This is a genomic window from Acinetobacter sp. RIT698, from assembly GCF_009668065.1.
In the GTDB taxonomy this organism is placed as follows: domain Bacteria; phylum Pseudomonadota; class Gammaproteobacteria; order Pseudomonadales; family Moraxellaceae; genus Acinetobacter; species Acinetobacter guillouiae.
Window position 1 is genome coordinate 62,589 of sequence record NZ_WJYH01000019.1, and the last position, 14,476, is coordinate 77,064.

At 40.2% G+C, this 14,476-nt stretch carries 11 protein-coding genes; 7 read left to right on the forward strand and 4 right to left on the reverse strand.

Annotated features, from left to right (window positions below):
* Nucleotides 1-131: 131 nt before the first annotated feature.
* Nucleotides 132-623: an acetolactate synthase small subunit gene (ilvN, locus tag GJV03_RS10485; RefSeq protein WP_004725868.1), complete on the reverse strand. Its 492-nt coding sequence runs from the start codon at nucleotides 621-623 to the stop codon at nucleotides 132-134.
* Nucleotides 620-2,347, reverse strand: a complete 1,728-nt coding sequence (locus tag GJV03_RS10490) for an acetolactate synthase 3 large subunit (protein ID WP_016539389.1) — start codon at nucleotides 2,345-2,347, stop codon at nucleotides 620-622. Before GJV03_RS10490 ends, ilvN begins: the two co-directional genes overlap by 4 nt.
* A 574-nt stretch (nucleotides 2,348-2,921) precedes the next feature.
* On the opposite strand from GJV03_RS10490, the gene GJV03_RS10495 reads away from it, so the two are divergent.
* From GJV03_RS10495 to GJV03_RS10525, 7 genes are all read left to right on the forward strand, one after another.
* On the forward strand, nucleotides 2,922-3,314 hold the full coding sequence (locus GJV03_RS10495; protein WP_154130040.1) for a DUF4124 domain-containing protein: 393 nt from the start codon (nucleotides 2,922-2,924) through the stop codon (nucleotides 3,312-3,314).
* Nucleotides 3,315-3,433: 119 nt separating this feature from the next.
* A complete protein-coding gene (gene leuS, locus GJV03_RS10500) occupies nucleotides 3,434-6,076 on the forward strand; it encodes a leucine--tRNA ligase (protein ID WP_154130041.1) in 2,643 nt (880 codons plus the stop codon).
* A 212-nt stretch (nucleotides 6,077-6,288) separates the two neighbouring features.
* Entirely contained in the window at nucleotides 6,289-6,822 is a 534-nt protein-coding gene (locus GJV03_RS10505) for a hypothetical protein (protein ID WP_004725857.1), read from the forward strand.
* Nucleotides 6,823-6,826: 4 nt separating this feature from the next.
* The gene (holA, locus tag GJV03_RS10510) at nucleotides 6,827-7,819 is read left to right on the forward strand and encodes a DNA polymerase III subunit delta (protein WP_004725854.1); all 993 of its coding nucleotides are present in this window, start codon (nucleotides 6,827-6,829) and stop codon (nucleotides 7,817-7,819) included.
* Nucleotides 7,820-7,930: 111 nt separating this feature from the next.
* Nucleotides 7,931-9,295 carry a MacA family efflux pump subunit gene (locus GJV03_RS10515; RefSeq protein WP_151956584.1) on the forward strand — a complete coding sequence of 455 codons (1,365 nt, stop codon included), beginning with the start codon at nucleotides 7,931-7,933 and terminating at the stop codon, nucleotides 9,293-9,295.
* Nucleotides 9,296-9,297: 2 nt separating this feature from the next.
* Nucleotides 9,298-11,289: a MacB family efflux pump subunit gene (locus GJV03_RS10520; RefSeq protein WP_034612303.1), complete on the forward strand. Its 1,992-nt coding sequence runs from the start codon at nucleotides 9,298-9,300 to the stop codon at nucleotides 11,287-11,289.
* A gap of 22 nt (nucleotides 11,290-11,311) precedes the next feature.
* Nucleotides 11,312-12,715: an efflux transporter outer membrane subunit gene (locus GJV03_RS10525; RefSeq protein WP_154130042.1), complete on the forward strand. Its 1,404-nt coding sequence runs from the start codon at nucleotides 11,312-11,314 to the stop codon at nucleotides 12,713-12,715.
* Between the two features lie 36 nt (nucleotides 12,716-12,751).
* Here the strand turns inward: GJV03_RS10525 and GJV03_RS10530 are convergent, their stop codons facing one another.
* Together GJV03_RS10530 and GJV03_RS21485 are read right to left on the reverse strand one after the other, a co-directional pair.
* Nucleotides 12,752-13,759 (reverse strand): DUF6708 domain-containing protein, encoded by a 1,008-nt coding sequence (locus tag GJV03_RS10530; protein WP_154130043.1) that lies wholly within the window; start codon nucleotides 13,757-13,759, stop codon nucleotides 12,752-12,754.
* Nucleotides 13,760-13,806: 47 nt separating this feature from the next.
* Nucleotides 13,807-14,476 (reverse strand): DUF6708 domain-containing protein (locus tag GJV03_RS21485; RefSeq protein ID WP_171501851.1); only part of this gene is annotated, 670 nt, incomplete at its 5' end.

Below are 14,476 nucleotides of genomic sequence, written 5' to 3' on the forward strand. Positions count from 1 at the left end.
GCTGTGTTTCCTCTTCCTATCCTGAAGATTATTGTTTTGAATCTTCTAGTCTAAGTCCCTCTCCTATTGCGAGGAGAGGTTATACATGAGGGAATAAAAAATCAAATAATTAATTACTGGTTGAGGTGCAACTAGAGTGAAAGAACCTTTTCACCACGAGCAATACCGGATACACCAGAACGAACAACTTCTAAAATTGTGTTTTCTGCAAGAGCATCAATAAAGCCATCAATTTTTTCAGTTGTACCCGCAATCTGAATGGTATAAGTCGTTGGAGTAACATCAACCACTTGAGCACGAAAGATATCCGCTGTGCGCTTAATTTCAGCACGTGCAGAACCCAATGCTTTGACTTTAATCAGCATCAGCTCACGCTCAATGTGCGCGCCTTCTGACAAATCAACCACTTTAACCACTTCAACCAATTTATTCAGCTGTTTGGTGATTTGCTCAATTTTATGGTCATCGCCATAGGTGGTTAATGTCAAACGTGACATGGTTGGATCTTCAGTTGGTGCGACATTTAAAGTTTCAATGTTATAACCACGTTGAGAGAACAACCCCACTAAACGAGAAAGCGCACCAGCTTCGTTTTCAACGAGTACAGAAATAATATGTCTCATTCAGTACGCTCCCCTTTAGACAACCACATATCTTGCATAGATTGACCTGCAATAAGCATCGGATATACATGCTCGGTACGATCAACCATCACGTTAATGAATACACATTTATCGTTAATCGCCATTGCTTCTTTAAGCTTAGATTCAAGCTCATCCGCATGGTCAATCTGGATACCTACATGGCCGTAAGCTTCCATCAATTTTGGAAAATCGGGTAATGACTCAACATAAGAACTTGAATGACGTCCTTCATAGTTCATATCTTGCCATTGTTTTACCATCCCCAAAGCACGGTTATTCAAGCAGAGGATTTTCACATTTAAGCCATATTGCTTACATGTAGAAAGCTCTTGGATACACATCTGAATCGATGCTTCACCTGTGATACACACCACTTGTTGGTCTGGGAATGCAAGTTTCGCAGCCATGGCATAAGGTAAACCCACACCCATTGTGCCTAAGCCACCTGAGTTGATCCATTGACGTGGACGTTTGTATTTGTAATACATCGCACCAAACATTTGATGCTGACCAACGTCAGAAGTAATGATCGCTTCACCATTGGTTACTTTGTCTAAGACTTCAACCACTTGTTGTGGTTTCATCACACCATTTTCACCTGGCGCATAACGCAAACCATGTACTTTGCGCCATTCGTTGATTTGTGACCACCATGCCGAGATTTCTTCAGGGTTTGGTTTAGAAACATTCATTTGTTTCAATTGAACCAACATCTCTTGAAGTACTGGCTCTACCGCACCCACGATTGGGATATGCGCCATAATGGTTTTTGAAATCGTCGCTGGGTCGATATCAATATGAATCACTTTCGCATTGGTACAGAACTTCGCTGGATTATTGGTTACACGGTCATCAAAACGCGCACCGATCGCCAAGATAACATCCGCATTATGCATACTCATATTGGCTTCGTATGTACCATGCATACCCAACATACCCAAGAATTGCTCATCATCGCCTGGGAATGCACCCAAACCCATTAGCGTATTGGTCACTGGGTAATTCAATAAATGCGCCAATTCAGTCAGTAATGCAGAAGCATTGCCCTGAACAACACCACCACCTGTATAAATGACAGGGCGTTTGGCATTAATCAGCTCATCAATGGCTTTACGAATTTGACCTGAATGACCGCGGTGAGGTGGCTGATAAGAGCGCATCTTCACTTTTTCAGGATATTCATAAGCAAATTTGTCGACAGGATTAGTGACATCCTTCGGAATATCGACCACAACAGGACCCGGACGACCTGAAGCAGCAATATAAAATGCTTTTTTAATAACGGCAGGAATTTCACTTGCATGACGCACTTGGAAACTATGTTTTACGATCGGGCGAGAAATACCGACCATATCTGTTTCTTGGAATGCATCTTCACCAATAAGATGGCTGGCAACCTGTCCAGACAAAATCACCATTGGGATTGAGTCCATATAGGCTGTAGCGATTGGTGTTACAGTATTGGTTGCGCCAGGTCCAGAAGTGACCAGCACTACACCTGTTTTACCCGTCACACGTGAGTAAGCATCTGCCATATGACCAGCAGCTTGCTCATGACGTACGAGGTAATGATTGATTTTATCTTGTTTAAATAGCGCATCATAAATATGTAATACTGCGCCGCCTGGATATCCAAAAACATGTTCAACGCCTTCGTCCGCCAATGCACGAACGAGCATTTCACCACCAGATAAAAGTTCCAACGTATTCACCCTAATCTTTATTCCACAGCGCTATGGGAGACACAGGCCGTGTTTCATTCATTGATTGTGCGCTCTGTTATAGCACACATATTTACTAGTTTTTGCAGCAATAAAAAAATAAATCGTCACGCAGCTGTTTGAGCTGTATGAATCACTGAAATATGTTGGGATAAACATGCTTCGGTAGAGTCATTTTCTCGGCTTAGAGAAAATGTTATTGCTTGCTTTGATATTTTTACTCGAAGGGTGATCGAAAAAAACATCTGAAACTAAAGCAAGCATTTTTGTAGTTTTAGCGAACAAAGTCAAGGTTTCTATCAGGCTTTTTATTGTTTATTTACCAAGCGTTTATTTTTAAAACTATTCCTTTTTTTTGGTTGTCTTATAAATAAAACTTTCAAAGACTTATAAGCCAATAAAATTGCAAAAGAATTATTTAAAATTTTATTTTTCTGTATAAAATAAATACGATTTTTAAAATACCCAGATCAAGCGAAAACAATCCGATGTATATTAATAGCAGAATGATTTTTCGTTTTCATCTGAATAAAAAATGACTCAAAGGTTCTATAAAATGAAACAACGTCAACGCTTTGCACACACCGTTTTTGTATCGACAATTTTTGCCTTATTCTCTATGGTTGGGGTCAGCGCCAGTCATGCAAAACAGTATTATAAATGGGTAGACAGCAAAGGCTCTACCCATTACACCACCACACCGCCGCCGAAGAATGCACGTAGCCAAAGCAAGGTGAATACTTATGGCTATCATGGAGATTCAACACCCACCAACTCAACACCAACAGCTCAGTCGCATACACCACAAAATCAGCCACAAAATGGACAACCACAAGGTACTCAACCTGTAACACCTGCACCAGTGGTTAACCCATCAAATGCACAACAGCCGAATGTCGCACCACAAAATGAGCAAAATACACCTCCTAGCCTTGCGACGCCTCAATAATTAAATTAAAAGTAAAATCACAAGTTTTTCAGATTTAAAAGCGCGCAAAATTCACTTTTTGATGGATTTTGCGCTATGCTGTGTGCACAGTTTTTTAACCATTATTCTCAAATACATTTATGACTACTCATATTGACCCTGAATATCAAGCAAATGCGATTGAGCCTCAAGTCCAAAAAGACTGGGAACATCGCAAATCGTTTAAAGTTGCCGACACTGTAGAAGGTCCACGTCGTTATATTCTCTCGATGTTCCCCTACCCAAGCGGCAAACTGCATATGGGTCATGTGCGTAATTATACTATTGGAGATGTGATCAGCCGTTTTCACCGTCTCAAAGGTGAAACTGTGCTACAACCGATGGGTTGGGATGCTTTCGGCTTACCTGCTGAAAATGCAGCGATTGCTCATCAAGTTGCACCAGCAAAGTGGACCTTTGAAAACATTGCATATATGCGCGATCAATTGAAGAAACTTGGTCTATCTGTCGACTGGGATCGCGAATTTGCCACCTGTACACCAGAGTATTACCACTGGGAACAATGGTTATTTGTACAGCTCTATAAAAAAGGCTTAATTTATCGCAAATTGTCTACAGTGAACTGGGATCCTGTAGACCAAACTGTTCTTGCAAATGAACAAGTTGAAAATGGTCGTGGTTGGCGTTCAGGTGCATTGGTAGAAAAACGTGATATTCCAATGTATTACTTCCGTATTACCGATTATGCACAAGAATTATTAGACGATTTAGATACCTTAAAAGACGGTTGGCCACAACAAGTTTTAACCATGCAACGCAATTGGATTGGTCGTTCAACGGGTATGGACATTACCTTCCCGTCAGCAAATCCCGAAGTTTATGCAGATGGTTTAACAGTTTATACCACACGTGCCGATACCTTGATGGGGGTAACTTATGTTGCGGTTGCAGCTGAACATCCTCTAGCGCTCAAAGCTGCTGCGATTCAATCTGAAGCAGGCAAGCCAGAACTTGCTGCCTTTATTGAAGAATGTCGTATGGGTTCTGTTGCAGAAGCGGATCTTGCGACTGCTGAGAAAAAAGGCATGGCAACAGGTTTATCAGTTAAACACCCTGTTACGGGTCAAGATATTCCTGTTTGGATCGCAAACTATGTATTGATGTCATATGGTTCAGGCGCGGTGATGGCCGTTCCTGCACATGATGAGCGTGATTTTGAATTTGCCAATAAGTTCAACTTACCAATCAAACAAGTCATTGATGCCAAAGGCTCAGATGATGCTGAATATTCTGCGTCAGAATGGCAAGAATGGTACGGTTCTAAAGAAGGTAAATTGGTCAATTCAGCTGAATTTGACGGCTTAGACTTCCAAGCTGCTTTTGATGCATTCCTAAGCAAATTAGAACCACAAGGTCTTGCCAGCGCTAAAGTTCAATTCCGTTTACGTGACTGGGGGGTTTCTCGTCAACGTTACTGGGGTTGTCCAATTCCGATGATCAACTGTGATAAGTGTGGTCAAGTCACTGTTCCAGAAGATCAACTACCAGTTGTTCTTCCAACAGATGTGGTTCCAGATGGTTCAGGTAATCCTTTAAATAAAATGCCTGAATTTTATCAAACAAAATGCCCAAGCTGTGGTGGTGATGCACGTCGTGAAACCGATACTTTGGATACCTTTGTAGAATCATCTTGGTATTATGCACGTTACGCTTCTCCTGATTTCACGGGTGGTTTAGTTAAACCTGAAGCTGCAAAATCTTGGTTGCCTGTAAACCAATATATTGGTGGTGTAGAGCATGCAATCCTACATTTACTTTATGCACGTTTCTTCCATAAACTTATGCGTGATGAGGGTGTGGTACAAGGCAACGAACCATTTACCAACTTACTGACTCAAGGTATGGTTTTAGCGGACTCCTATTACCGAATAGTGAGCCAAAATCCAGAAAAGAGAACTTGGTATAATCCAGAAGATCTATTCCTAGAGAAAGATGAAAAAGGAAAAATCGTTAAAGCAACTCTTAAAGCAGATGGCTTACCAGTGGAAATTGGTGGTCAGGAGAAAATGTCGAAATCGAAAAATAACGGCGTTGACCCACAAGAGATTATTAACCAGTACGGCGCGGATACTGCACGTGTATTCATGATGTTTGCTGCACCACCAGATCAATCTTTAGAATGGTCTGATGCTGGTGTCGAAGGCTCAAACCGTTTCTTAAAACGTGTATGGCGTTTAGTTGCAGGCTTCCTTGAAAAAGGCAACCATGCAACAGTAATTGATGCTTCGAAACTTTCCACTGAAGCGCAAGACCTGCGTCGTAAAACTCATGAAACGATTCAAAAAGTGGGTGATGACATCGAACGTCGTCATGCATTCAATACTGCGATTGCAGCTTTGATGGAATTACTCAATGCCAGCAATAAGTTTGAAGCAAAAGATGACAACGATGTTGCTGTAGCACGTGAAGCGATTACCACTTTATTGACTTTGCTTGCACCATTTGCACCACACTTAAGTCAGACCTTATTGACTGAGTTTGATATCGATTTAACTTCGGTACTGTTCCCTACGGTTGATGAGTCTGCATTGACACGTAATACACAAACCATCGTAGTTCAAGTCAATGGTAAGCTTCGTGGCAAATTAGAAGTCTCTGTTGATGCATCGAAAGATGAATTATTGGCATTGGCTAAAGCATTACCTGAGGTTCAGCAATTCTTAACCGGTCCAACCAAGAAAGAAATTGTGGTTCCAAATAAGCTTGTGAATTTGGTGGTTTAATTTCCTGCTTAAATCCCCTCTCCTTCTAGGAGAGGGTTAGGGAGAGGTCATTCCCCTCATCCTAACCTTCTCCCTAAGGGAGAAGGGACTTTAGTAGAATAAACAAAACCCAAACAAAGCCCGTTGTCATTCAACGGGCTTTGATTCTAAAATGGCGTGAATTTATAAAGATTAAATATTCCATATCCAATGGAATTTCATGAGGACAAAGCATGCATTTAGTTCAACGTGTTGCTGCAGTTGTATTAACTTTGGGTCTGAGTGCGGGCTTAGTAGGTTGTGGCTTTCATTTAAAGGGCACCAATGCCCAAGCAACGCCTTTGGTTTACACCAAATTACAACTGGTATTACCTGCAAATACTGAAGATCTTGAAAAGAAACTCAGTGTTTATTTAACTGCGACAGGTGTCCAACTGAGTAATTCAAGTGATGCTTATGTATTACGAGTATTAGACTACAAACCTGTTCGTCATGAGTTAAATGGTAAATTGGTAGAAACACTACTCCGCCTAAGTGTTACTTTCCAGATTGAAGATAAACAAGGAAATCCGATTACTGAACCTCGGACCTTAAATGCATCTCGTAGCTATCAATATGATGTTGCAACGGTCAACACAGATGATCAACAATATAAATATCTGAGCCAAATTTTGATTGATGACATTGCACAACAAATGTCGCGTCAAATTGCAGCCAATCGCTTACCTAAAGCACGTACTCTTTCGACCCAACCTGTAGCGCAATAATTCTATGAAACTTGACTATTTACAAGCCCTTAAACGTGTTGATGAAGCGCGAGGTGTTTGGATTTTACATGGTCAAGAACCACTTCTAGAACAAAACCTACTCGATGCTTTAAGAAAAAGCTGGGCAAAACATGAAGTAGAAAGACAACGCTATGATCTCAATAGCGTTTCCGACTGGAAAAATGTCTTTAATGCTTTGAATAGCTTATCTTTATTTTCTCAAAATCTGGCACTTGAAGTCCATGGTAATATCAAACCCGATGCCAATGGACTCAAACAACTCAAACACTATATTCAACATAATGAACACAACCTGCTTGTGATCATTATGCCCAAACAAGACTCAAGTAGTCTAAAGTCAAGTTTCTTTCAAACCGTTGAAGCCAATGGCGTGGTGATTGCTTTAACCGCAAATTACCCGCAAGACCGTCAACGAATATTGTCAATCGAAGCAGATCAGCTCGGTGTCCAGTTAAATCAAGATGCCTGGATCTGGCTTGAACAACATCATGAACATAATCTTTTGGCTGCCAAAAACAGCCTGATGCGTGTTGCCGATACCTTCCCAGATCAAAAGCAGATTTCAATTGAACATTTACAAGAATGTTTACAGGATCAATCACGTTATAGCACCTTTGATTTAAGTGATGCATTGATTGCTGGAAACTTGGCACTTTCGATTAAAATTTTCCAATATCTTGTGGAGTCAGGAGAACCCAACAGTTTAATTTTATGGACAATTAGTAAAGAAATGCGTCTTTTGATGCAGTTGTATGAACAACCACAAAATGCCTTACAGCTCGGTATTTGGAAAACCAAGATTTCTTTGTATCAACAAGCACTTAGACGCTTAAATCCGCATTCATTTTTAACTTGGCCACAACTGTTATTGCGTGTAGATGCTGCAATCAAAGGACTCAGCAAAGAAAGCCCAGAACATATCATTCAACAATGTATTGCTGAATTATGTGGAAAAACTTTATTTATCAATGCTTAAATAGATATTATGCAGAATAATTCTCATTTCCATTTATTTTAAAAAATTCACGCTTTATCCTTATTTAATCATTATAATTTGATCAATTTTTCTTTCAGCCCAATTATCGCTATGCCAAAAATAAAACCAGCCAAAGCCATTCTTATAGCGGTTTGTCTTGCCATCATTGCCGCAATCGCATGGTACGTATTAAAGCCTAAAAATACACAACCGCAGTATATAACCTCAGAAGTCACACGTGGTGATATTGAAGATGCAGTTCTTGCAACAGGTGATTTAGAAGCAACCAAGATGGTGAGCGTTGGTGCGCAGGTTTCAGGTCAAGTTAAAAAAATGTACGTCAAGCTGGGTGACCAAGTTAAACAAGGTCAACTGATTGCACAAATTGATTCAGTGCGTCAAAGCAACGATTTAAAAACGGCTGAAGCCAATATTAAAAATCAACAGGCCCAGTTGACAACCAAACAGGCGACTTTAGCCAAAGCTGAGGCAGAATATAACCGCCAAAAAAATATGTTTGCACAAGATGCAACCTCTAAAGCAGATTATGACAGTGCCTTAGCCGCATTTAAAACAGCACAAGCTGATATTGCTTCGATGGATGCACAAATTGAGCAATCCAAACTTACACTTGCAACATCACAAGAAAACTTAGGTTATACCCGTATTGTTGCACCTATGGACGGCACCGTGGTAGCCATTGTGACCGAAGAAGGTCAAACGGTAAACGCCAACCAAAGTGCACCGACTATTGTGAAACTTGCAAAATTGGACACCATGACCATCAAGGCACAAGTGTCTGAAGCAGATGTCATGAAAGTTCAAGAAGGTCAAAAAGTTTATTTCACTACACTGGGTGATAGTGAGAAAAAACGCTATGCAACACTGCGTCAAGTAGAGCCAGCACCAGAATCAATTAATACTGAAACATCAAGCAACTCATCTTCATCATCAACAAGTACAGCGATTTATTATAATGCCCTATTCGATGTACCAAACGATGACGGTAAACTCCGAATTGATATGACCGCACAGGTGTATATCATTCTGGCTGAAGCCAAAAATGCACTGACTGTTCCTGCTGCGGCATTACAGTCTTCAAACCGCCCACAACGTGCCAATAAATCCGCAAATGGCGCATCTGGTGCAAATTCAACTCGTTCAGCATCTGCACCTCAAGGTCAAGCAAATAAAAATGGACAAAATGCTGCTGATCGCCCAGAACGCCTTGAACTCACAGCAGATGAAAAGACTTTGATTGATCAAGGTAAAGCTTCGGTTTCGATTGTTCGCGTTTTACAGGCGGATGGTAGTGCTCAACGTAAACAAGTTTTAATTGGTTTAAATAACCGTGTAACCGCCCAAGTACTGCGTGGCCTCAATGAAGGTGATCAAGTTGTACTAGCAGATGGTTCAGATACATCCAATGACTCTGCAAAACGAAGCAATAAAAACAGTGGCCCAATGAGACTCTAAGCATGGATCAGAACAATCATCAGATCAAACCTCTACTTGAGGTCAGTAATCTGATTCGTGAGTTCCCTGCGGGTGAATCCACTATTCAGATTTTAAAGAGTATTAACCTTAAAATTTACCCCGGTGAACTGGTTGCTATTGTTGGGCAATCTGGTTCGGGTAAATCGACATTGATGAATATCTTGGGATGTTTGGATCAACCCACATCAGGTAGTTATCAAGTCAATGGACGTGAAACAGGTCAACTTGAACCCGATGAGCTCGCGCAATTACGCCGTGAATATTTTGGTTTTATTTTCCAGCGCTATCACTTACTGGGTGATTTAAATGCCGCAGGAAACGTTGAAGTTCCAGCGATTTATGCTGGTATGGACCCGAGTGTGCGTCAAAAGCGTTCACATGAAATTTTGACTGACTTAGGACTCGGTGAAAAAACTGAAAACCGTCCAAATCAGCTTTCGGGTGGACAACAACAGCGTGTTTCAATTGCCCGCGCATTGATGAATGGTGGTGATGTCATCCTTGCGGATGAACCCACTGGCGCACTGGATAAGCACAGTGGTGTTGAAGTTATGCGTATTTTACGTGAGCTCAATGCCAAAGGGCATACCATTATTCTGGTTACCCATGATATGAATGTGGCAAAAAATGCGACACGTATCATTGAAATCAGTGATGGTAACATCATCGCGGATAAGCCAAATGTTCCTGAACATGATGATGAGATTGATATTGTTGTCGATCCAGAACCTAAATCGAATCGTAAAAAGTCATCTAAATGGCGTTCTGCATTAGATCGTTTTGCAGAAGCCTTCCGTATGGCCTTGCTGGCAATGAATGCCCATCGTATGCGTACCTTTTTAACCATGCTGGGTATTATTATCGGGATTGCATCTGTGGTCTCGGTGGTGGCTTTGGGCAATGGCTCACAAAAGCAGATTCTTGATAACATCAGCAGTTTAGGCACCAATACCATTACCGTCTTTCAGGGACGTGGCTTTGGTGATAACTCGAAAACAGCACAGTTTAAAACCTTGGTTCCAGCAGATGCTGACGCACTCTCAGAGCAACCGTATGTCGAAGCAGTCAGTCCAACAGTCAATAGTAGCGTAACAGCACGTTTTAAAGACACCGAAGCTTCAGCAACCGTCAATGGTGTCAGTGCGGATTTCTTCTATGTGCGTGGTATGACCTTTAAATCTGGGCAAGCTTTTGATAAAAACAGTATCACTGGGCGAGCGCAGGATGTGGTGATTGATGCCAATACTGAAAAGACTTTCTTTGCAGATGGCACTAACCCTGTAGGGCAAGTGCTGTTATTGGGAAGTGTTCCAAGCCGAATCATTGGTGTGATTGATGCACAGCAAGGCTTTATGGGCAACTCAGACAGTCTCAATGTTTATCTACCTTATTCAACCGTCATGAGCCGAATGTTAGGACAATCCAATGTTCGTAGCATCATCGTGCGTATTAAAGATGAATATCCAACTGCGGTTGCTGAAAATGCCATTTTAAGTTTGTTGGAACAACGTCATGGCGCACAAGATGTCTTTACTCAAAACTCTGACAGTATTCGTCAAACCATTGAACAGACCACACAAACCATGACTTTACTGGTTTCAGCTATTGCGGTGATTTCATTGGTTGTCGGTGGTATTGGGGTAATGAACATCATGTTGGTGTCTGTGACCGAGCGTACCCAAGAAATCGGTGTGCGTATGGCTGTAGGTGCTCGGCAAAGTGACATTCTGCAACAGTTCCTGATCGAAGCTGTTTTGGTGTGTATTTTGGGCGGTATCTTAGGGGTCCTGCTCTCTTTAGGCATTGGACAGTTGATTGGACATATTGCCAAAGGCAGTTTCCAAATGGCGTATTCAAGCACCTCTATCATTGCGGCATTTGTATGTTCAACCTTGATTGGTGTGGTATTTGGATTTATCCCAGCTCGCAATGCAGCACAGCTCAATCCTGTTGATGCACTTTCGCGTGAATAACCGAAGAATAAGGAAATTATTAATGCAAATGAATTTAAGCAAACTTGCAAGCGCCTTGATTCTTGGGAGTTCATTGGTCGGTTGTTCGGCTGTGGTTAAAACCCCATACGAGGCCCCTGCTGTGCAAATTCCAAATGGTTTTGTTTACGACAATGCAAAATCTAAACACGTTCAGGCAGATTTATATGCAGATCAGTGGTGGACCTTATTTGGTGATGCTCAGTTAAATCAACTGGTCAATCAAGTGATTCAACGCAATGCTGATTTAGCTGTTGCAGGGATTAACTTACAAACAGCCCGTTTAAGAGCTGGCTTAGCGCGAGACCAACAAGGTCCTCGTGTTAATTCAGGGGTATCTACGGGACATAGCTTTGACCTTCATTCAGGTGATGATGCTGCCAAAGGTCTATCTCTCAGTGCGGGTGTCAGTTATGAAGTGGATTTGTTTGGAAAATTAGCACGTCAAACTGAAGCATCGAAGTGGGAATCTTTAGCCACTGAACAAGACTTACAAGCCACTGGGCAGACCTTAATTGCCACAACCGCAAATTTATATTGGCAATTGGGTTATTTAAATGAACGTTACAGCTCTGCCCAACAAAGCCTAGCTGCTACTCAAAAAACCTTTGAATTGGTGCGTACTCAATATCGTGCTGGCGCTGTTTCAGGACTAGATTTGACCCAAGCTGAGCAATCGGTACAAAGCCAAAAAGCCAGTTTAAGTCAAATTGAACAGCAACGTGTTGAAACACGTACCGCTTTGGCAGTGTTATTACAAATACCTGTGCAACAGTTAAATATTCAAGAACCACAGCAATTACCGCAGATCAGTCTACCCAATATCTCAGCGGGTTTACCGGCAGATATCTTGTCGCGCCGTCCTGATTTAAAAGCAGCCGAATTGCGTTTACGTGAATCTTTGGCGACCAAAGATGCCACCAAAGCCAGCTATTATCCTTCAATCAGTTTGACGGGGAATTTAGGTTCAACCAGCACATCATTGACAAATTTATTGAAAAATCCTGCACTGACTTTAGGCGCAAGCTTAAGCCTGCCGTTTTTACAATATAATGATATGCAAAAGAATTTAAAAATCAGCGAACTGGACTATGAAAAAGCCATTGTTCAATATCGTAATACCTTGTACCAAGCCTTTGCAGATACTGAAAATGCATTGTCGAATCGTACTGAGCTAGATAAACAAGTCGCCTTTCAACAAAAGAACTTGGAACTTGCGGAAAAAACAGAACGTTTGACCAATGTACGCTATCGTAATGGTGCAATTGCTTTAAAAAATGTTTTGGATGCTCAAGAAACCACGCGTAGTGCTCGTTTGTCTTTAGTTCAAGCCAAGCAAAGCCAATACAATGCTTATGTCACTTTGATGCAAGCTTTGGGTGGTAGCCCGATTAAGCAGTTACCTTAAGAATGTGTTGAGATAAGAAAGCCCTGAGGGGCTTTTTTATTTGATTATTTTTCCAAATGTATCAAGTTGGTATGTTGTCGAAGCATCAACAACATAGGGGTCTGTAGCATCAACCTGACATTCATTTTCCACATTCTGAGGCCATTTTGGTTGTTTATCAGCACGAATAAATTTGTTCCGAGTATTCCCTAAAATTTTGATCATTGCTCGTGAGTAGAATGATCGAATTTCACTTTGATAATCTAAAGCAACGATTTCCTTACTGGTTTCTAAAGACTCAGGATGTGCTTCGATATTTAGACAATAACTTAACTTTTCAGCGGGTAGGCGATAAATTACACCTGCTACCTTTTTATTAAAATAAAGCTTCTCAGGTCCATTATTTATATATTCTTTGATAAATTCCCATATTTCCAGTGTCTCTTGTTTTTTATTCTTACTGAGTGCAAAGGCAAACGTATAAACAATCAAACCATTATTATCCTTGATAAATCCTTTGACTTCCCAAAAAGTACCCTCATACCCACCAAGCCGACTATTTAAAATAAAGTCAATTTTATTCCAATCACCTATGAATATTTGGCCACTTACATCATAAACATAGACTTTTTGATTTATTCTGTTGAATCGGATTGGATAATAGTTATAGCCTAATTTTTCATACTTTTTAAAATTTTGATAACCTTTATAAAAAACATAAAGAATAAAAGAAAAGAAAATATGCATTGGAGAAAAAATGACAATAAAGCTCAAAAATTCATGATCATATTTGATCAAATTTACATAAAAAGTAAAAATCCATAACGATAATATAATTGGTGCGCCTATTAGTAAAACACCGAGCAAATTAAAATAAGAATTCCCCTTTAAGAAAAAGCTATTATTCACACATTCCATATAGCTAGAATTCATTTTTATAAAATTATAGCTATGAGAAATATTTGATTTATCAGTGGCTCTTTTGGAAAGGATATTGCCCTTTTCTTTTGGGGTTAGGTGTCTATCATTCTTATAAACCGGGTATTGTAAAGTACCATTTAGCATAGTTAACCTATTAATATAATTAAAGATAGAAGCGCTTACGCGCTTTATCATTTATCTTTCATCTCAAACATACTAAATTCAAAATTATCTTTAAAGCTAATTTCCTCTGAACGTTGTTGTTCCATTTTATTTTTATAGATAACCTCTTTATGCCATACAGGTAGAGGCTTTATATTAAGCAATATTCGTCTTGCAATAAAATTACACACATCAAAAGGATAGGAAAATAAAGCAGGAACCCAGTTATCATGATAAATGATTCGAAATGACCTCCATGTATCTCGATAACTTTCTTGTGCACCAATGACCTGTTGGCAAAATGTTAATTGAGTAAAAGGATCTATTGTTCCATACATCGGATTAGGCTTTGGATACAATTCTTCTGGCCCTTTATGCATAAAATGACATATAAATGACCATAAGCCTTGGGTACGAAATATACCAATCATGGGAAAACCAATGACAAAAGTATGTTTTAACAGACCATCTTCAACAATATGTGCTCTAAGCTCTCTTAAAGGTGCACCTGAAAGACCAAAGCTATTCCCCATTACATAAACAACATCTTTCCAATCTCGCTCTATATATTCAGCATCAGTTAAATAAAAAAATACTTTGCCTGTTTTTCGGTTAAATAAAATCGGTTTACAAATAGATTTTTTATGATCATGCTTAAAGTATGGACTCAAAAAACCATATAATGTAAAAAACAATAAG